The 19,608-nt window shown below is 66.4% G+C and carries 17 protein-coding genes; 6 read left to right on the top strand and 11 right to left on the bottom strand.

Features of this window, described 5'->3' with window-relative positions; genetic code table 11:
• Window positions 1–27: 27 nt before the first annotated feature.
• Both ACUVWL_RS20680 and ACUVWL_RS20685 read right to left on the bottom strand, forming a co-directional pair.
• Complete coding sequence (locus tag ACUVWL_RS20680) at window positions 28–1,512, bottom strand: XVIPCD domain-containing protein (protein WP_445978711.1); 1,485 nt, start codon at window positions 1,510–1,512, stop codon at window positions 28–30.
• Window positions 1,509–2,147: a hypothetical protein gene (locus tag ACUVWL_RS20685; protein ID WP_241887109.1), complete on the bottom strand. Its 639-nt coding sequence runs from the start codon at window positions 2,145–2,147 to the stop codon at window positions 1,509–1,511. Before ACUVWL_RS20685 ends, ACUVWL_RS20680 begins: the two co-directional genes overlap by 4 nt.
• Window positions 2,148–2,845: 698 nt before the next feature.
• Between ACUVWL_RS20685 and ACUVWL_RS20690 the strand changes: the two genes are divergently transcribed.
• Window positions 2,846–3,280: an SseB family protein gene (locus ACUVWL_RS20690; RefSeq protein ID WP_005419309.1), complete on the top strand. Its 435-nt coding sequence runs from the start codon at window positions 2,846–2,848 to the stop codon at window positions 3,278–3,280.
• Between the two features lie 79 nt (window positions 3,281–3,359).
• Here the strand turns inward: ACUVWL_RS20690 and ACUVWL_RS20695 are convergent, their stop codons facing one another.
• Both ACUVWL_RS20695 and ACUVWL_RS20700 read right to left on the bottom strand, forming a co-directional pair.
• A complete protein-coding gene (locus ACUVWL_RS20695; RefSeq protein ID WP_053495110.1) occupies window positions 3,360–4,580 on the bottom strand; it encodes a multifunctional CCA addition/repair protein in 1,221 nt (406 codons plus the stop codon).
• A gap of 206 nt (window positions 4,581–4,786) precedes the next feature.
• On the bottom strand, window positions 4,787–6,772 hold the full coding sequence (locus ACUVWL_RS20700) for a transglycosylase SLT domain-containing protein (RefSeq protein WP_445978712.1): 1,986 nt from the start codon (window positions 6,770–6,772) through the stop codon (window positions 4,787–4,789).
• Between the two features lie 151 nt (window positions 6,773–6,923).
• On the opposite strand from ACUVWL_RS20700, the gene ACUVWL_RS20705 reads away from it, so the two are divergent.
• From ACUVWL_RS20705 to ACUVWL_RS20715, 3 genes are all read left to right on the top strand, one after another.
• Window positions 6,924–7,331 carry an ExbD/TolR family protein gene (locus ACUVWL_RS20705; protein ID WP_445978713.1) on the top strand — a complete coding sequence of 136 codons (408 nt, stop codon included), beginning with the start codon at window positions 6,924–6,926 and terminating at the stop codon, window positions 7,329–7,331.
• A gap of 104 nt (window positions 7,332–7,435) precedes the next feature.
• The gene (locus tag ACUVWL_RS20710; RefSeq protein WP_445978714.1) at window positions 7,436–7,810 is read left to right on the top strand and encodes a biopolymer transporter ExbD; all 375 of its coding nucleotides are present in this window, start codon (window positions 7,436–7,438) and stop codon (window positions 7,808–7,810) included.
• A gap of 271 nt (window positions 7,811–8,081) precedes the next feature.
• On the top strand, window positions 8,082–10,943 hold the full coding sequence (locus ACUVWL_RS20715; protein WP_032957323.1) for a TonB-dependent receptor plug domain-containing protein: 2,862 nt from the start codon (window positions 8,082–8,084) through the stop codon (window positions 10,941–10,943).
• A 127-nt stretch (window positions 10,944–11,070) separates the two neighbouring features.
• Here ACUVWL_RS20715 and fhuE read toward each other — a convergent pair whose 3' ends face one another.
• The 3 genes from fhuE to ACUVWL_RS20730 form a co-directional block, all read right to left on the bottom strand.
• Window positions 11,071–13,209, bottom strand: coding sequence for a ferric-rhodotorulic acid/ferric-coprogen receptor FhuE (fhuE, locus tag ACUVWL_RS20720; RefSeq protein ID WP_445978715.1), 2,139 nt, complete (start codon window positions 13,207–13,209; stop codon window positions 11,071–11,073).
• 185 nt (window positions 13,210–13,394) lie between these two features.
• Window positions 13,395–13,946 (bottom strand): M23 family metallopeptidase, encoded by a 552-nt coding sequence (locus ACUVWL_RS20725; protein WP_445978716.1) that lies wholly within the window; start codon window positions 13,944–13,946, stop codon window positions 13,395–13,397.
• A 77-nt stretch (window positions 13,947–14,023) separates the two neighbouring features.
• Window positions 14,024–14,506, bottom strand: a complete 483-nt coding sequence (locus tag ACUVWL_RS20730; protein WP_445978717.1) for an Lrp/AsnC family transcriptional regulator — start codon at window positions 14,504–14,506, stop codon at window positions 14,024–14,026.
• A gap of 72 nt (window positions 14,507–14,578) precedes the next feature.
• Here ACUVWL_RS20730 and ACUVWL_RS20735 point away from each other — a divergent pair, with 72 nt between their 5' ends.
• Complete coding sequence (locus ACUVWL_RS20735) at window positions 14,579–15,448, top strand: EamA family transporter (protein WP_069117881.1); 870 nt, start codon at window positions 14,579–14,581, stop codon at window positions 15,446–15,448.
• 69 nt (window positions 15,449–15,517) lie between these two features.
• On the opposite strand, the gene ACUVWL_RS20740 is transcribed toward ACUVWL_RS20735, so the two are convergent.
• The 4 genes from ACUVWL_RS20740 to ACUVWL_RS20755 form a co-directional block, all read right to left on the bottom strand.
• Window positions 15,518–16,255, bottom strand: coding sequence for an endonuclease/exonuclease/phosphatase family protein (locus ACUVWL_RS20740; protein ID WP_021202520.1), 738 nt, complete (start codon window positions 16,253–16,255; stop codon window positions 15,518–15,520).
• Between the two features lie 53 nt (window positions 16,256–16,308).
• Complete coding sequence (locus ACUVWL_RS20745; protein ID WP_445978718.1) at window positions 16,309–17,142, bottom strand: thiol:disulfide interchange protein DsbA/DsbL; 834 nt, start codon at window positions 17,140–17,142, stop codon at window positions 16,309–16,311.
• A gap of 107 nt (window positions 17,143–17,249) precedes the next feature.
• Window positions 17,250–17,900 carry a thiol:disulfide interchange protein DsbA/DsbL gene (locus tag ACUVWL_RS20750; protein WP_032960695.1) on the bottom strand — a complete coding sequence of 217 codons (651 nt, stop codon included), beginning with the start codon at window positions 17,898–17,900 and terminating at the stop codon, window positions 17,250–17,252.
• Window positions 17,901–18,006: 106 nt separating this feature from the next.
• Window positions 18,007–18,807 carry a c-type cytochrome gene (locus ACUVWL_RS20755; protein ID WP_014648400.1) on the bottom strand — a complete coding sequence of 267 codons (801 nt, stop codon included), beginning with the start codon at window positions 18,805–18,807 and terminating at the stop codon, window positions 18,007–18,009.
• A gap of 156 nt (window positions 18,808–18,963) precedes the next feature.
• Here ACUVWL_RS20755 and yihA point away from each other — a divergent pair, with 156 nt between their 5' ends.
• Window positions 18,964–19,566, top strand: a complete 603-nt coding sequence (gene yihA / locus ACUVWL_RS20760; RefSeq protein WP_445978719.1) for a ribosome biogenesis GTP-binding protein YihA/YsxC — start codon at window positions 18,964–18,966, stop codon at window positions 19,564–19,566.
• Window positions 19,567–19,608: the final 42 nt, after the last annotated feature.

The raw sequence follows: 19,608 nt of genomic DNA on the forward strand, positions 1-19,608 counted from the left end.
CGGGTGGGCCAAGCAATCCACGCTGGCCTAGCCCATGCGGATCGCTGTTCGGGTCTGCTCTTGGGTTTGCTCTTGTTGAGCGACCTGATGGGCCTGCGAAATCTGCTCGACCTTGGCGAGCGACTGCTCTACAGGTGTATTGACGGCCTCGCTGACCGCAATCGATGCCCGCAGGTGCGCCGGATTGTCGAGCGCTCCCTGCACGACGAACATGCGAGGGCCTGAACCATCGCTGGGAGCGTTGCCCAAGACAACATGATCGACGCGTTCCAGGCCGCTGCGCTTGGCCGTTGCAACCAGGCCGGCCGTCACACGCTCACTGGTTTCATCGAAGCTGCGCCCGTGCCTGGCATCCACGGCCGATACACCGTCGCGAATCTGCCGGTAGAGCGCATGGTCGGGGTGGCCTTCCTTTCTGGGATCCAGGCCTGCCTTGTCCAAGGTTGACTCGATGCTCTCCTGCAATGAGCTCTTGGGAGTGAAGCCTGGGTTGCTCAGAGAGGGCGAGCCCATTTCGGTTGCCTCTTGGAGCAAACGCTCCCCTGGTTTCAATGCGTTTTCTGCGCGCTGCACGGCTTCGGCTTCGCGACGGGCGTATGCTCCGGCTTCCTCGGTGCCGCGAAGGTAATTGACCCCGTCGCGCAGGAGTCCAGGGCCACCACCGACAAGTACGGTTGCTCCCAGGCGCAACTGGTGGATGTCTTTGCGATACTCCGCTATCCGGCGCAGGTCCTCGGCATCTGTGATCCGCGCCTCGGGGGCGTCCAGCACGGACTGCACTGGACCCTTGTCCGTCATACGGTCAATGAAGTGAACCATTCGATGGGAATCACCCAACTGGACCGCAATCGCAGCGGACATGACATGGCCGCTTTTCATCCCAAGCGATCCGAGCGAGGCGATGCGCTGGCCCTGCTCGGCATCGCGCAGGACTCCCAGTTCCTTGGGGAGTGCGTACATCTCAACCTTGCCGTAATGAGGACCGGCCGCACTAACCAGGTCGCCCGCCATCACATGGTTGGTGAAGGGCGCCGCACTGGCCGGCTGGCCTTCAGGCAGGCGATACGCCAGCCCGGCAGCGCCGTAGGGATTGAAGGCGTCGCCAGGGAGGTTGTAGTGGTGGGCAGTGATCTGCGCGAGTGCGCCGCCTAGGGAGTGTCCAGTGACGTACACCGGACCATATCCGTTGTCCTCAGCTTGCTTGATTGCCTGCTTGGTCAGTACGAGCGCATCATCAATCTGTGCGTTGACTCTGGCGCTGACCATCGCTGCGTCGACGCCGCCATCAAGTATGGCCTGGCGATCAAACTCGGTGCCTCGATGGGCGATGATGATCTCGTTGGTCTTGATGTTCCGGTACACAACGCCTTGATAGCCGCTGACTGCGTCACGTCGCCCTAGAACTTCGAAGTCTTCACCATCAACGCGCAGCGATTCCTTATCGCCTGGAGCTGGATGTGACGGTGGGGAGTAGGCTGCATTGGCCAGGGCTGCATTGGTTAGAGGTCTCATGGGACGATTCCTTTCGAAGGAGACGATATCTCTATGGGAAAGTACTTCTGCTTCTCGATATCAGACAATCTGTCGTAGCTATACTGGGACTGCGTTCGCACCCATCCCGGCGTCGAACTCTTTGTTTGCAGGGTCATCTGACTGTCTGCGTACGAAATCGACGTGAGTAGTTTCTTCAGTTCGAGATGGTGGACGGCAACTGATATGAAGCCTTCGCGTCCCTCGGAAATGACTGGGAATGAAGCCCGAATGATGCTGGGTTTCCATTCGCATGGCCCGCGCCCGTAATAGTCAGCGACTGCCATGCCGTCCTCGAACACGGTGCTGCTGAACTCGGTTGCACTGACACGTTGTACTGGGAACTCTACTGACTGCCGTTGGGGGGCGTACTGCACACCCTCGTAGTTGCTGATCGGTGGGAGGCAGCGCGGATCTATCTCGTAGGAGACGAAAACCTTCGGGAGAGCAAGCTCCACAGGTGCATCGTGGACCCGAATCACAATCGGTAGCGCATCCTTGGGTGCAGGATTCTCGCGATAGACCGGGTATGAGCGTTCCTTGTTGCATCCAGAAACGGCCAGTGTGATCAAGGCGATCAACACAACGTGAGTGAGGTGGGGGCAGGGTTTCAGCATGAGCGGTCCATGTCGCTGATCGAGGTACTACGGGGGGGCGCATCTTCAGGGTTACTACGGGGCACGGTTCTCTGCGCGTGAGGATGCCGGCAGGATTGCCCTGAACCTTGATCGGCTGGACAGGAGGGATGGCCGAGGAAGACGGCGCGATGTACCGCGTTACGGGGCACATGCGACAGGTTGCGCCGCTCGTGCTGCCAGCTTCCTTGGCCTCCATCCATGCATGCCTGTGGCGCGAGGCCTTGCGAGGTAGCGTTCATCGGCGTTCCATTGCTCTACGTCATCCGACTATACGACCCGCTCCAGTCGTGCTCAAAGCTGTTGGTCATGCCAGTCTCAACGTCCTTTCAGGATTGAGTGGAGCGGCGCCGGCACACGGTCACAAGCGAATTGGACACATTGACGATTTCGTCAGACTGTCGAAGCAGGTCTTAACAATTCCCCCGTCGAGCGGTTCAGGTGGGGTAGCAGGGTTCGTAGCATCTGCGGCCGGCCGTATCCTGCCCGCCATGCTTTCCTCCCAAAGCCATCAAGACTTCCGGACGGCCCCGAATCTCTATGGCGGGGCCCAGGCCGGAGAGCGCTGGGCGCTTTGGTACATCGGCCACTGACGCCCCGCGAGTCCCTGCCGATGCGCTGCGGTGCTTCACCCCCGGCCTGCTAAAGTTGCAGCCTGCAACCACGTACCGGAACCGACCATGGACCACGACACCCCGTTCGAACCCCTCAACGATCTCGAGGTGCGCCTGCTGCAGGCCCAGGACGGCACGCTGACCGCAGCGCAGTTCCTCGACGGCCTGCTGACCTCGACGGCGTTCGTGCTGCTGGACAAGGCCATTGGTGAGGATGGCGCCTGGGACGAGAGCATCTCGCCGCTGGTGCTGACCAGCGAGAGCGGCGAGCCGATGTTCGCGGTGTTCACCGCGCCCGAGCGCGCCGGCCTGTGGCACGAGCAGCTGCCGCAGTTTGCGCATGCCATGCCGATCGCGGTGCACGCGCTGCTGGCCGGTATCGGCGACGGCGTCGGCCTGGTGCTGAACCCGGGCCTGGACGTGGGCATGGAGATGATTCCCGATGCCGTGGCCCAGCTGAAGCAGCGTGCGGCGGCGATTACCCGTGGGATGGCGCACTGAAGCCAGTGATATAGGGGTGCCGGCCAGCGGCCGGCACTACCCATGGGAGTCGGTGCGCGGCCGCCACGGCGGTTGCGGATCAGCGGGCGGCGGCGATGGCTTTCACCCGCGCCTTGGCCAGCGCTTCGCCGATGGCCGGGCCCTTCAGATGCGTGGTATCCAGATCCCGCGCCTGCACTGACAGCGCCGCTTGGTGCAGGCGCTTGAGCGTTTCGCCCTGGGGGTAGTCGGCGTCCTCGAAGCCGAGCCGGCCGCGCTTGTCGGCCTCGCAGCACAGTGCGATGCGGGCCACGCGTTCCGGCCGGCGCAGCGCATCACAGCGGCCCAGCAGTTCCAGCACGGTGGCATCGCGCAGTTCGTCGATGCGGTGCACGTTCAAGTGCTCGCGACACACCGCTTCGGCCAGCTGCTGGTGTTCGGCGGGAATCTTCAACCGCGCACACAGTGCCTTCAAGGGCTTGATGCCGCGCTGCTCGTGCATGATGTGGCGCGGCCACTCCTCCGGCGGGGTCAGGCCCTTGCCCAGGTCATGGGTAAGCGCGGCAAAGCCGACCAGGTCATCGCCCGGCGCCAGTTTCGCGGCGGTGTCGCTGACCATTTCCTGATGGATGCCGGTATCGACCTCGGGGTGGAACTCAGCACGTTGCGGCACGCCATACAGCGCTTCCAGCTCGGGCAGGATCGGGCCCAGTGCCTGCGCATCGTGCAGCGTGCGCAGGAAGGCGGAGGGCCGTTCACTGACCAGCGCCTTGCGCAGCTCCTGCCAGACGCGCTCGGGCACCAGCGCGTCCAGCTCGCCGCTGGCGGCGACCTCGCGCATCAGCGCCATGGTCTCTTCGGCGACGGTGAAGCCCAGCGGTGCGAAGCGCGCCATGAACCGGGCCGCGCGCAGCACGCGCAATGGATCTTCCACGAACGCGGGGCCGACATGGCGCAGCACGCGTTGCTCGATATCGCGCACACCGCCGTAGGGATCGACCAGCGTGCCGGTGTCTTCGTCGCAGGCAATCGCGTTGATGGTGAAGTCGCGGCGCTGCAGGTCTTCTTCCAGCGTCACTGCCGGGTCGGCATCGACCACGAAGCCGCGGTAGCCACGGCCGGATTTGCGCTCGGTGCGCGCCAGCGCGTATTCCTCAGCGGTTTTCGGGTGCAGGAACACCGGGAAATCGCGGCCGACGGCGGTGAAGCCCTGCGCTTCCATCTGCGCGGGCGTGGCGCCGACCACCACCCAGTCATGGTCGCCGGCAGGTCGCTGTAGCAGGCGGTCACGCACGGCGCCGCCGACAAGATAGATCTTCATGGCTGGAATCATCGCATGCCCGGCGCAGACGCACCGGTAGTGCCGGCCGCTGGCCGGCAACCGCAGTCACCCCGAAGCTGCCGGCCAGCGGCCGGCACTACCGATACAGCGTCCAGCCCGATCCAGGCCAGCAGGCTCATCGTTTCCCTCCCCAGCGAGTGGATGCCGGGGAATGCCGGCCAGCGGCCGGCAGTACTGTGTTGCGATCAATCGCCGCCCTGGTCGGCGTTGGCGGCGCAGCTGAAGCGCTTGCGCTTGTCCACCAGGCGGCCCATCAGGCGATCGCTCAGCGGCAGCGCATCACCATTGAGGCGCCAGTCGTAGATCACGCTGAAGGCCAGCACGCGGGCCACGTACTCGCGGGTTTCCTTGTAGCTGATGGTCTCGATCCACAGGTCCGGATCAAAGCCCGGGCGCTGGCTCTGCCAGCGTGCGGTCGGGGTCGGGCCGGCGTTGTACGCGGCGATGGTCACGTAGGGCAGGCCGTCGTACTTGTTCATCAACTGGCGCAGGTAGGCGGTGCCGATGGCGATGTTGGTGTCCGGGTCGTACAGGCTGTCGGCGCCGCCGTAGCCGGTCAGGCCGATCGACTTGGCCACGCCGGCACCGGTGGCTGGCAGCACCTGCATCAGGCCCATGGCGTTGGCAGGCGAGCGCGCACGCGGGGTGAAGGTGCTCTCGGCGCGGATCTCCGCCGCCACCCAGGCCGGGTCGATTGCGTTGCGTGCCGATTCGCGGCGGATGGTGGCGTCGTGGTGCAGCGGGAAGCGCAGGTCGTACAGGCGCTGCTCCTGCGGCTGCTTGCCGAGCGCGAACACGGCGCGGTCGAACCAGCCGTTGTCCTGCGCCACGCGCACGGCGAAGCGACGCTGGGTGTCATCGAAGCGCGACAGTGCACTGTTCCATTCGGACACGGCCCAGCCAGCGCGATCGATCTGGTACAACGCCATTGCGCGCTGGATGGCCGGGTCGCGCGCGATCACCGCCTGAGCCTGCGCGCTGTCGTTGGGCTGCCACGGGCACAGCGTGTAGCCCTGCTGCAGCTTGTCGGCGGCGAGGAAGCCGTGGAAGGTCGATGCACGCGCGGCCTCGCGGAACAGCGGCTGCGCCTGCTGGGCCTGGCCGGTCTTCTCCAGCATGCGGCCTTCGAAGTAGCGCCAGCGCGGGTCGCTGCGCTGCTTGCTGCCCATCTTGCGGATGGCGGTCAGCGCCGCGGTCCAGTCGCCGCGGGACATCGCTTCGCGCACGCGCCACTCGTGCAGGCGTTCGTCATAGGCCGACTCCGGCACCGCGTTGAGGCGGCGTGCCGAATCGGGCAGGTAGGACGCCACCGTCCACAGCGCGATCTGGTACAGCACCTGGCCCTGCTGGGCGGCACTCAGCCCCAGTGCCTGCGCGTACTGCGGCAGCTGCTGTTCGGTGGCGGCCGGGTCGGCCTTGGCCAGCTTGGCCAGGCCATCGGTGGCGATGCGCCGGCTGCGCTCGTTGCGGGGCCAGTTCAGGGCGCTGGCGTTGGGCTTGTCGACGAAGGCGGCGTAAGTGTTGGCCAGTGCCAGGTCAGTGGCAGGCAGGCCGCGGGCCGCGCTGCGCATCACGGCGGGCTGCTGCGCGTCGGCGGCAGCATCGATCCGTTCCCAGCGCAGGGCGTCGCTCAGGCCGCCTTGTGCCTGCAGCACGGTGAACACCGCATCGCAGCTGTCCGGCAGCGGCTTGCCGTTCTTGCGCCACAGCTCCTGTGCTTCGCTGATCCACTGCGGATCGACCTTGCCGGTCACCTGGCGCGCGGTCAGCTGCGCACAGCGCAGGCCGGCGTTGTCGGTGGGCGCCCAGTTGGCCAGCAGGGTCGGCCAGTCCTGGCGGCGGGCGAGCGAGGGCAGCCACACGCTGCGGAACGTGCTGGCCACGGCCTGGCCCTCATAGCGCTTGAGGAAGGCCTGTGCCTGCGCGGTATCGACGGTGTCGATGTTGCGGCGCAGGTTGGCGTACTCCAGCCAGCCATACGCCGGATGGCGGCTGAGCGCAGCGGCCTGGCCAGGATCGAACTGGCCGCGTTCGGCGGCCGCGATCGCGGCTTTCAACTGCGCGTTCTGGGCATCGAGGGACTGGGCATTGGCGCAGCCGATCAGCAGCGTGGTGGCCAAGGGCAGCAGGGACAGGGCGGTCGAAGAGCGTCGGGTCATGGCATGCAGCATAGCGGGCAGTGGCTGAATTCAGTTTCGCATTGCGTGCACGCAATGCGTGGGCAACGATAGCTGAATGACTCCGCACAGGCCCCTGCCGCAGGCGGGCGCAGGCGTCGTAACGTCGGCCTTGGGCGAACGGCCCGGCTGCAGGGAGCGGCACATGGCGTTCAGTAGCGCAGGAAGAAGCGGCCCGCTGGCGGACATCAATGTCACGCCACTGGTGGATGTGATGCTGGTGCTGTTGATCATCTTCATCGTAACCGCGCCGATCGTGGCCCGGCCGATTCCCGTGCAGTTGCCACAGGCCACCGATCGCACGATCGATCGCCCCGAACCGCCGCCGCCGATCGAGCTGCGACTGGATGCGTCGAACCAGCTGAGCTGGGATGGCCAGCCGATGGCGACCGGCGATCTGCAGGGGCGCCTGCAGGCGCAGGCCGGCGAGCATGCCGGCAACCTGCCGGAGCTGCGCATCGCCACCGATCCGGCGGCCGAGTACGAAGGCATGGCGCGGATATTGGCTGCGGCCGAAGCCACTGGCATGGAGCGCATTGCCTTCGTGCGGTGAGTTTCGTGCGGTGAGTCCGGCAACGGGCGGCCTGCCATCGGCAGGCCGCTCTTCCTGCGAGGGAACGTGGCATGCGATACGGGATACAGCACGCGGCCTCACTGATGGCCGCCCCCAATCTGGCACCGCTGGTGGATGTGTTGCTGGTGTTGCTGGCGCTGGTGATCACCGCGCTGCCGATGGCGCAGGCGACCGGCCTCCTGGCGCTCCAGCAGCGCACCTCGTGCCCACCCTGGCCGGCGTCCTCACCCCAGCCGATCCACCTGCGCATCGACGCGGCGGGGGCGATGTTCTGGAATGTCCAGCCGCTCGACGCTGTCGCGTTGCAGCGGCACCTGGTGCAGGCGCAGCAGATGCCGCAGCAGCATCGCCCCTGGGTGCACCTGGCGACCGCCGACGACACCGACTACGAAGACATGGCACGCGTGCTGCTGGCCGTGAGCCAGCATGGGCTGCGCGTCGACGCGCCCGGTCACTAGCGCCTGCACCGACAAGTCCCCTTGATGAGTTGTGGCGGATCTCGGCGCGCGCTGACGCAGCCGGCATCAAAGTGGAGGGCGGTGAACAGTACCGTCCGGTTCTAAACGGTCCTCATCTGACGTAAATGGCTGTCAATTGCGTCAATTCCGCGTGAAAGAGTGTCGATCATCACGCCGTGATTTTTACCGCTTGTTTACAAAGGAGACGCTGCCGCCATGCAGGGGGGAGCGCGGCAGTCCATGTCCCGACATTCCTTTGGAGAGAGAGCGAATGAAGCACCTGCACCACCGCCCGTTGGCGGTTGCCGTCACGCTGTGCGTGATGGCCTTGGCACCCCTGGGTGCCGCTGCACAATCCACCACCAACCTCGACGCGGTGGAAGTCACCGGTACCCGCATCAAGCGCGCTGAAGTAGAGGGCCAGGTCCCGATCCAGACCCTGACCCGTGGCGACATCGAACGCACCGGCCTGACCTCGATCGGCGAAGTGCTGCAGCAGCTCACCGGTTCCGGCTCTGCGCTCAACGCCAAGTTCAACTCGTCCGGCAACTTCGGTTTCCCGCCCGATGGCAGTGGCGTGGGTGCCGGCTCGGCGCAGGTCGATCTGCGCCACCTGGGTGCCAAGCGCGTGCTGGTGCTGGTCGACGGCATCCGCTGGGTCAATGAATCGTCGGCGTCCGGTGTGGGCTCGGCCACCGACCTCAACACCATTCCGCTGGCCATCGTCGAGCGCATCGAGGTGCTGGAGGACGGTGCTTCGTCGCTGTACGGCTCCGATGCCATCGCCGGCGTGGTCAACATCATCACCCGCCGCGATTTCGATGGTGGGCAGGTGACGCTGAACTACGGCGAGTACAGCAAGGGCGACGGCACGCAGAAGGGCGTGGACCTGGCCTGGGGCAAGAGTGGCGATCGCTTCAGCCTGTTCCTGGGCGCCAGCTGGACCAAGCAGGACCCGGTATTCGCCAAGGATCGCGAGCAGTCGCGCTTCCCCATTCCCGGTACCGGCCTGGCGTTCGGCAGCGGTGGTATTCCGCAGGGCCGTTTCATGTTCACCGACCCGAACACCGGTGCGGTGCAGAACATCGTGCCCAATACCGGCGTGAGCAATCCGCGGTACGACGGCAGTGCCGGCTGCAGCCGCACGGATGACTATCACTGCTTCACCACCGCCGACCGCTTCAACTTCGCCGAATACAACATGGTGCTTACGCCGTCGGAGCGCAAAGGCCTGTTCGGCCAGTTCCGCTTTGACATCACCGACAACGTGCAGTGGTACATCAAGGCGCTGGGCAACCGCCGCGAGTCGACCAACCAGGCCGGCCCCGAGCCGCTGTTCTTCGGCCCCGATGGCGCCACCGGCAATCCGTTGGCCGACAACATCGTGGTCTCGCGCCTGAACCCGTACAACCCGTTCGGCTTCGATCTCGTCTCCGGCGACAACATGAGCCTGATCGGTCGTCGCCCGGTGGAGGGCGGTGCGCGCGTGTTCAAGCAGAAAGTGGACACCACCTACTTCGCCACCGGCCTGGTCGGTGACTTCCATGCCGCCGACCGCAGCTGGTACTGGGACGTCAACGGCATGTACAGCAAGAACAAGGCCGAGCAGACCAACTACGGCAGCTATGACATCTACAAGGTGAACATGGCGCTGGGCGATCCCGCGGTGTGCGCGGCCACGCCTGGCTGCGTGCCGTTGAACATCTTCGGTGGCGCCGGTTCGATCACCCCGGACATGCTGAAGTGGATCCAGCCGGTGGTGCGCGACCGCAGCCAGAACGAACTGAGCCTGTTCACCGCCAACCTGTCCAGCGAGCTGTTCTCGCTGCCGGCCGGTCCGGTGTCCTTCGCCACCGGCTTCGAGTACCGCAAGTACAAGGGCGCCTACCAGCCCGATCCGCTGACGGTGATCGGCCACTACAACGGCGTGCCGTCGCAACCGACCTCCGGTTCCTACGACGTCAACGAGGCCTACCTGGAGTTGAGCGTGCCGATCTTCGCCGACTCCTCGTTCGGCAAGAAGCTGGACCTGAGCCTGGCCGGCCGCTATTCGGACTACTCCACCTTCGGCGGCGAGTTCACGCCCAAGTACGGCCTGCGCTGGCAGGTGACCGATGACTTCGTGCTGCGCACCACGTACGCCGAGGGCTTCCGCGCACCGTCCATCGGTGAGCTGTACGGCTCTGCCGCACGTGCCGACCTGCAGCTGTTCGATCCGTGCTCGGTGGGCCTGGGCGGCACGCCGCCGCGTGGCAGCGCGGCCAACTGTGCTGCACTGGGCGTCCCGGCCGGCTTCCAGCAGGCCAACTCGCAGATCTCGGTGACCACCGGCGGCAACCGCGAGCTGGACCCGGAACGCTCGCGCAGCTTCAGCGCCGGCTTCGTGTGGAGCCCGTGGTTCGGCAACAACGCCTCGTGGTCGGAGCGCTTCGATGTGGAAGTCACTTTCTACCGCCATGCCATCGATGGTGCGATCCAGGCCATCAACGCGCAGACCCAGCTGGACCTGTGCGTGGATACACTGGACCCGATCTACTGCAACGGCATCACCCGTGCCAGCACCGGTGCGGTCAGCAGCTTCAACAACCGCCTGACCAACCTGGGTTCGATCAAGACCGACGGTTGGGACGTGGATCTGTTCTGGACGCTGCCGCAGACCTCCATCGGCCAGTTCAAGCTGGGGTGGAAGAACACCTTCGTCGGCCGTTACGAGGCCACTGGCGCGGCCGGGCAGAAGCAGCCGCAGAAGCCGGGCGTGGAAGTGGCCGACAGCTCGATCCCGGAGTGGACCAGCAATGCCAGCCTCGGCTGGACGATGGATCGCTGGAGCGCCAACTGGACGGTGCGCCACATCTCCGAGCTGACCGAGAACTGCGGCGATGCGGCGGCCTTCCCGGTGTGCAGCAACCAGGCTGCGGGCACCAACACGCTGTCGGCCACCACCTTCCACGACATGCAGGTGGGCTACAAGATCGACTGGATGAAGGGGTTGCAGCTGACCGCCGGCCTGAACAACGTGTTCGACAAGGATCCGCCGATCTGCCTGTCGTGCTCGTTGAACGGCTACGACGCTTCGACCTACGACATCCCGCGTGGCCGTTACTGGTACCTGCGCGCGGACCTGCGCTTCTGATGTGACGGTGGCAGCGCCGGTCAGTTCCGGCGCTGCCTTGCGGGGGCCGAGCCCGCGCTCGGCTGATTCTCTGAGCCGAGCATGGGCTCGGCTCTACAGGTGCGGGGCGTGCGAACCCCGCGTCTGATCAGAACGCCCAGGTGAACGTCAGCGAGCCATTGCGGCCATCGCCGTAGGCACCGTAGCCGTTGATCTGCGACAGGTACTTCTTGTCCAGCAGGTTGTTGAGGTTGGCCTGCACGCTGAACTCCGGCGAGATGCGGTAACGCACGAAGGCGCTGACCAGTGCGTAACCTTCCTGCTCGAAGCGACCCACCACCGGCGCGGCGTAATAGATGCGGTTCTGCCAGTTGGCACCGCCACCGACGGTCAGTGCCTGCAGCGACTGCGGGGTGTAGCTGGTGAACAGCTTCAATGCGGTCTGCGGCAGGTTGGTGTTGATGTCGGCACCGTTGATGTCCTTGGCCACATAGCGCGAAGCACCGAAGGTCGCGTTCCAGCCCGGTGCCAGTTCGCCGTTCACTTCGAATTCGAAGCCACGGCTGACGGTGCCGCGTGCGGCGATCGAGGCGAACTCACCCGGACGGCCGATGATCGGCTCGCTGGTGACCTGGGCGACGTTGTCCTGCTCGATGCGGAACACCGCCAGCGAGGCGTTCAGCCGGTTGTCGAACCAGGCACCCTTGACGCCCACCTCGTAGCTCTTGCCGTCGACCGGGTCGAGATAACGGTCGTTGCGGTCACGTGCGGTCTGCGGCTGGAAGATCTCGGTGTAGCTGGCGTACGCGGAGTAGGTATCGTTGATGTCATACACCAGGCCGGCGTACGGGGTGGTCACCTTGTGTTCGCGGTCGTCGTTCTCGCCTTCGCTCTTCCAGTTGGTGTAGCGCGCACCGAGGATCAGCTTCAGCGGATCAGCCAGCGACAGACGGGTGGCGGCATAGCCGGCCTTCTGGGTGATGGTGCCCTGGCTGGCCAGCGCCAGCGGGTTCCAGTTCGGCTGGGCGATGTTGCCGGTCCAGTCGAGATAGGAGCTGAAGGGATTCCAGCCGGTGCCGGGGCCACCCATCTGGAAGTCACCGTAGTTGGCGAATTCGCGCTTGTTGTAGCTCAGGCCGGCCATGAACTGGTGCTCGCGGCCGAACAGCTGGAACGGGCCGTCGATGTAGCCATCGATGCCATCGACCTTGCGCTCGGTGTTGTAGAAGCCGGCCATCGGCGTGACGCCGGTGCCGGTGGCCTTGTCGAACGCGGTGTAGGACGGATAGAACAGCTTGTCGTCGGCGTTGGTGCGGTCGTGGGTGGCGCCGATCCTGAACTTCCAGCCGTTGCTGAAGGCGTGCTGCAGGGTGGCAAACGCGCGCTTGCTGGTGGTGTCCCAGTAGGTCCAGTCCGGCGACGGATTGAACGAGGTCGGGTAGTTGGTCGGGCTGCCATCGGCGTACCACATCGGGAAGCCGCCCCAGGTCGCACCATTGGCGCGCTTCTGCTGGTAGTCGTAGCCCACGCTCAGCTGGGTGTCCGGGGTCAGGTCGGCATCAATGACGGCGTAGCCCAGCGTCTTGCGCTGGTTGTAGCGGTCCATCTGGCCGTCGGTATCCAGGTAGCTGCCGATCACGCGACCGCGCACGCTGCCGCTGGCGTTGAGCGCGCTGCCCACATCCACCGTGGTGCGGGTGCGGCCCCAGCTGCCGACGTTCACCGACACGCTGCCGGTCAGCTCGGCGCTGTCGGCATGCTTGCGGATCAGGTTCACCGAAGCGGACGGGTTGCCGGCGCCGCTGAGCAGGCCGGTGGCGCCGCGCACCACTTCCACGCGGTCGTACAGCGCCAGATCCAGGCCGGAGTCACCGTAGCTCCAGTTCTGCACCATCTGCGTCGGCAGGCCGTCGAACTGGTAGGCGTCGATGTAGAACCCACGCGCGTAGAACTCGGTGCGCTCGCTGTCGGACTGGGTGCTGGTCACGCCGGTGGTGTTGGCCAGCACGTCGATGATGTCGTCGAGCTTCTGATCTTCGATGCGCTGGTGGCTGATGATGCTGACCGACTGCGGGATCTCGCGCGGTGCCAGGTCGAAGCGGGTACCGGCCGAGGTGCGGCGCACCGAATAGCCTTCGGCGCGTTCGCCCTTGACCATCACCTTGTCCAGCGTGGTCGGGTCGGCGGCGGTGTCGGCGAAGGCGGCCGGGGCCAGGGCGCAGAGTGCAACGAGTACGGCAACGGACAGCCGCTGCGGCTGCGGGATACGGAAGGCGGGACGGGTCATGGGGGTCCTGGACGAGCACGCGCGCTCGGCCGGCATCCAGAAGGCGAGGCGCTACGGGTGGGAAACGGGCGGGCAGGCCGTCCTGGCACCACCGGAAACGAAAGAAATGGTAATACGAACTATTCCTATTTACAAATCATGAGCGAGGTAGGCACTCACGCGGGCCGCGACGCAGCGCATGGGGTTCAGCGCAGCAGCGGCAGCGGATCGCGCGCGCCATCGGCGCCGTAGATGCCCCAGTGCAGGTGGGGCGGCGTGCCCTTGGCATTGCCGCTGTCGCCTACATGCCCGAGCAGGTCGCCGGCCTGGACCACCTGGCCGCGCGCCAGGCCCTCGGCCCAGTCGTCCAGATGGGCGTAGTAGTAACGTTCGCGCCCGGGCCCGATCACCCAGACCTGGCGGCCACCGAGGCCGCGCTCGCTGACGTCCGCGATGACGCCGGCAGTGACGCTGCGCACCGCGGTGCCGCGCTTGGCGAAGATGTCGATGCCGGCGTGGGAGCGGTCACGGCCACGTGGTGCGCCGAAGGTGTCGGCGATCTGGCGTGGCCGCACGCCGTCCACCGGCACCGCCAGTTGCGTGGCCGGCGGCATACGAGAGAGTGTCCACAGCAGCTTCGGCGCAGCGGCCCATGGGCTGTTCCACAGCGCCATCGCGGCAATGAGGGCGATGGCCAGCCACAGGCCGCGCAGCAACCAGCGGCGCAGGCGACGGGCGGGGGAGTGCGGTGTACTCATGGTTTCAAAGTGTAGAGTCGAGCCATGCTCGACTGCTGTTGCGTTGCGATCAGGAGGCAGTCGAGCATGGCTCGACTCTACAGGCCTGGCAGCAGCGGCACTTCGAAACTCCGCTTCAACGTCCCCAGTGCCACCGACGTTCTGAAGCGTTCGATGTTGTCATCGCCGCCGAACAACCGCTCGGTTATGGCCTCGTACTCTTCCATCGACGCCGCCGAAAGCAGCAGCAGGAAATCGCCATCGCCGGTGATCGCGTAGCACTGCTGCACCGCCGGGTCGTCCTGCACGCGGCGCTTGAACGGTGCCACGCGGTCGCGCTGCTCGCTGACCACGCGCACCTCGACGATGATGGTCAGTGGCCGCCCGACCTGGGCCGCGTCGACCACCGCCACGTTGGCGGCGATCACGCCGCCGTCCTGCAGGCGCTTGATGCGGCGCTGCACGGCCGGCGCAGACAGGTGCACGGCCTCGGCGATTTCGCGTTGCGGCAGGGTGTTGTCCCGCTGCAGCAGGTCGAGGATGGCGCGGTCGAAGCTGTCGAGCACGGGGGCGGTGGCCATGGCGAGCAGAAGTTGCACGAACGGGCCGTCAATTGAGCCAAGTGCTCGGCGCCGGCGCAATAGACTTTGCCCATGCAGACCCCACGACTCGCGCCGATGTTGCCGGCGCTGGCGGTGCTTGGCTCGGTCACCTCGCTGGCCATCGGCACCTCCTATGCAAAACACCTGTTCCCGCTGATCGGCGCGCAGGGCACCAGCGCGCTGCGCGTGGGCTTCTCGGCGCTGTTGTTGCTGCTGTTCTGGCGGCCGTGGCGCTGGAAGACCAGCCGCGCGGATGCGATCACCATCCTGCGCTACGGGCTCACCCTGGGCCTGATGAACCTGCTGTTCTACATGGCCCTGCGTACGATTCCCTTCGGCATCGCGGTGGCCATCGAGTTCACCGGGCCGCTGACGGTGGCGATGCTGTCGTCACGACGACCGATCGATTTCCTCTGGGTGGGCTGTGCGGCGGTGGGGTTGCTGTTGCTGCTGCCGATCGGCGGCGGCCCGGCGCTGGATCCGGCCGGCGTGCTGTATGCGATGGGTGCTGCGGCGTGCTGGGGCCTGTACATCGTGTTCGGCAAGCGTGCCGGCCACCTGCACGCCGGGCATTCGGTGTCGCTGGGGCTGCTGGCGGCATCCCTGGTGGTGGTGCCGGTGGGCGTGGTGCATGCCGGTGCCGCGCTGCTCGACCCGAAGATCCTGGCCGCCGGGCTGCTGGTGGCGCTGGTGTCCAGCGCGATCCCGATGTCACTGGAGATGATGGCGCTCAAGCGCCTTCCGAAGGAGACCTTCGGCATCCTGATCAGCATGGAACCGGCGGTGGCCGCGCTGTGGGCGATGCTGCTGCTGCACGAGCACCTGCATGGGCTGCAGTGGCTGGCGATCGGCTGCACGGTGCTGGCCTCGGTGGGCAGCACGATGACCGCGCGGCGATTGAAGGTACCGGCCGCCGCCTGAAAAAGGGGACGGAGGGGATTAAGTCGTTTATGCATAAACGACTTAATCCCCTCCGTCCCCTTTTTGGGGTCAGCGCAGGGCGTCGGCCGGGACGTCGATCTGCATCGCCAGGGCGAGGTGATCGGAGAACGCGGCTGGTACGGCTTCCACGGTACGAGTCTGCAGGCCACTGCTGACCAGGATGTGGTCGATGGCGCGGTCGGGGCGCCAGCTGGGGAAGGTCGGCACGATGCAGCCCGGGGGCTGCAGCCGGGTCTTCTGGTACAGCACCTGCATTTCCGGGCGTTCGGCCAGGCAGTTGAAGTCGCCCATCAGCACCGCGTTGGGGTGGTCGGACAGCAGCTCGGCGATGAAGCCCAGCTGCGACATCCGCGAGCCCGCGCCCAATGACAGATGCGCCACCGCCACCGCCAGGCCATCGGTACCATCGCCGAACTTGGCCAGCAGCACGCCGCGCCCGCCGATGCGGCCGGGCAGGGCATGGTCCTGCACTTCCACCGGTTCCAGCTTGCTCAGCAGGCCATTGGCACTGGATGCCACGCCGCCCATGCGCCGGTTCGGCTGGTGGCTCCAGTAGTTGAAGCCGGCGCGCTGGGCCAGGTAGTGGGTCTGGTTGGTGAAGCCCGAGCGCAGGCTGCCCGGATCGGCCTCCTGCAGGCCGACGATGTCATGGTCGCGCGCCAGGGTGGCGATCGCGTCCAGGCTGCTGCGCTTGCGCCCCGCCGGCAGCGCATGAGACCAGCTGCGGGTCACATAGTCGCTGTAGCGGCGGGTACTTGAGCCGGCCTGGATGTTGGCCGTCAGCAAGCGCAGGGTCCGTGTACGGGGGGAATTCACGGCCGGGAAATGCTTCTCTTGGATCAGTGAGCCTGGGCCGCACCGCGTTCGCGGGCGATCAGGTGGTCGGCGATGCGCAGCATGTCCGGGAAGCTCTTGCCCTTCACCAGGTACTTGCCGTTGACGATGATCGACGGGGTGCCGCTGATCTGGCTGCGCTGGGCGAACTGCTTGGCCGAGTTGGTCTTGGCGTTCACCGCGAAGCTGCCCATGGTGGCGGCGAACTGCTTCGGATCCACGCCATAGGTGGCGTAGAACTTGGCGATGTCTTCCACCGAGTCACGGCCGCGCTCGCCCTTCAGGGTCTTCTGCGAGTGGATGGCGGCGTACAGCGCTTCGTGGGTCTTCTCCTGCACGCCCAGGGTCTGCGCCGCGTAGAAGGCACGGGCGTAGTCATCCCAGGTGCCGCCGAACATGGCCGGCACGTAGACGAAGTTCACGTCGCTGGGCAGGCCGGCCTTCCACGGGCCGACCAGCGGCTGGAATGCGGCGCAGGCCGGGCAGACGTAGCCGAAGATCTCGGTCACTTCGATCTTGCCGGCAGCCGGCTGGAACGGCTGGCCGTTCGGGATCACCTGGTAATCGGCGCCTTCCACCGGGGCCGGGCCGGTCAGCGCGGCAGTGGTCGGGGCCGGCGCCGCGGCGGGGCCGGCTTCGGCCGGGGCTTTTTCGCCTTCGGCGGCAGCCGGAGCGGTGCCTTCGCTGCCCGTGGCCAGCGCAGCGGCCGGTTCGGCGGTGGCCGGGGCGGCTGCCGGTGCGGCCGGGGCCGCGGTGGTGTTGGTGCTGCCGTCATCAGCCTTGCAGGCAGCCAGGATCGGCAGCAGCGCTGCGAGGGCGAGGGCGTAACGGATCTTCATGGAAACGTCTCCAGCATCTAGAAAGGTGGGGGCCGGCGCCAGGCGCCAGCCAGGGGGAAATGATGACATGCGGCGGCGACAGCGCCGTGTCGAGGGTGGGCGTTGGTTCAGCGGCCGCGGGCGGCGCGGGCCTGCGCGATCAGCGCCGAGGCGATGCGCAGCTGGTCGTCGAAGCTGTTGCCCCGCACCAGGTACTGGCCGTTGATGATGATGGCCGGGGTGCCCGGGATCTTGGTGCGCTGGGCGAACGCGCGCGCGGCCTCGACCTTCTTCTGCACGGCATCGCCGCGCAGGGCCTGGAGGTAGCGGTCCGGGGTCACGCCGTAGGCCTTGTAGAACGTGGCGAGCTCATCGGCCGAGACGTTCTGCATCGGCAGCGATCCCTGCTCGTGCAGGGCCTTGAACACGGCAGCGTGGCTGCGCTTGGCCACGCCGACTTCGTCGGCGGCGTAGTAGGCCAGTGCCCAGGCATCCCAGGCGCCACCGAAGGCCGCCGGCACCGGGGTGAAACGCACGTCGGCCGGCAGCTTGGCCGCCCAGGCTTCCAGCTGCGGTTCGAAATGGGCGCAGTGCGGGCAGGTATAGCCGAAGACCTCGACCACTTCGATCTTGCCGGCCAGCGGCTGGAACGGGCCTGGCTGGGCGATGCGCTCGTAGTCTTTGCCCTCGACCAGCGGGGCATTGGCGGGGGTGGCGGCGCAGGCTGCCAGCGGCAGCAGCACCAGCACGGACAACAGCAGGCGGGAAATCAACCTCATCGACACGCATCTCCGTTGAAAAAAGCAACGCCGGCGCGGTCGCCGGCGTGAAGGAAACATACCGCAGCCGTGGGCCGGCGTCGCGGCCCGGGCCGACCAGTGGTGGTCAGGGGGCGGCAGCCGGTTGCGTCGGCGTGGCCGCAGCGGCTACATCGTCGGCCTTGTTGTGCAGGCCCTGCAGGTAGCTCGACAGCGCCTGCACCTCCTGCTCGCTGAGCTTCTGCGCGACCGTGGCCATGATCTGGAAGTGCGCCTTGTCGGTCTCGTTGGTCTGGCCGGCCTGGTACTCCTGCAGGCGGCGCGCGACATAGCTGGCGTGCTGCCCACCGAGGTGCGGATAGGCCGGGCCGGGATTGCCGGCACCGCTGGGGCCGTGGCAGGCCATGCAGGCCGGCAGGCCGCGCTTGGCATCGCCGCCGCGGTACAGCTGCTGGCCGATCTCGTAGAACTTCATGCCCTTGTAGGGGCCATCGGTCACTGCCGTGTCATCGGCGATGCCGGCGTTGGCCTTCTGCGTGGCGAAGTAGGCGCCGATATCGCGCATGTCCTGCGGGGTGAGGTTCTGCACGAACGGCACCATCGCCACCGCCGCGCCGGAACTGCGCTGGCCGTTGGCGATCAGGGCCATCTGCTGGGCCACGTAGCGCTCGCTCTGGCCGGCAATGGACGGGTACATCTCCACCGTGGAGTTGCCGTCGGCACCATGGCAGGCCGCGCAGGCCGTCGCCTTGGTCTGGCCGGCCTTGGCATCGCCCCAGTGGGTCTTGCTGAAGTCCACCTCCAGCGAGGCGGTATTGATCGGCCCGTTGTCGGGCAGCGGGGTCAGCGTGGTCTGCGCGAACGCAGCAGCGGCAACGACTACAGCAGTGGCAAGGGCGGATACGGCAAGAACGCGAGCGTGGCGCATGCTGAAGCTCCGTATGGACCGGGCCGGACGGTGGCCGCCGGCATCGCCCGGATTATCAACGGCGTTTCCGCGCACGGTCAACGCAGCAGTGCAGCAAAATGGCCGCAGCGGCCGCCGGCACGGGCGCGCGGCGCCGCAACATGCGATCCTAGGCACATGTCATTGCTCATCGAACGCGCCCGTTACCACCTTTCGGCCCACAACGTGCGGCAGCTGCCGCCCGACGAAGGGGCTGAAGTGGCCTTCGCCGGCCGCTCCAACGCCGGCAAGTCCAGTGCGCTCAACGCGCTGACCCGCCAGAACGCCCTGGCCCGTGTCTCCAAGACCCCCGGCCGCACCCAGCAGCTGGTGTTCTTCCAGGTCACCCCGGAAGCGCATCTGGTCGACCTGCCCGGTTACGGCTACGCCAAGGTACCGCTGGACCTGCAGGCGCACTGGCAGGCCTTCATTGACAAGTATTTCCGCACCCGCGAGGCCCTCAAGGGCCTGGTGGTGGTGATGGACATCCGCCACCCCCTGAAGGACTACGACCGGCAGATGCTGTCCTATGCCGTGCAGCGTGGCCTGCCGGCGCACGCGTTGCTGACCAAGGCCGACAAGCTCAGCCGCAGCCAGCAGATGCAGTCCCTGCAGAAGGTGCGCAAGAAGCTGCAATCGGCTTACGGTGACAGCGTCAGCGTGCAGGTGTTCTCCGGCGAAGACCGTACCGGCGTGGACGAAGCCCGCGGCGTGATCGGCGGCTGGCTGGGGCTGGAATAAGGCATTTACGGTCGCCCGGCTGGCAGCCGGGCGCTACCGGGC

The sequence above is a fragment of the Stenotrophomonas muris genome, from assembly GCF_052751275.1.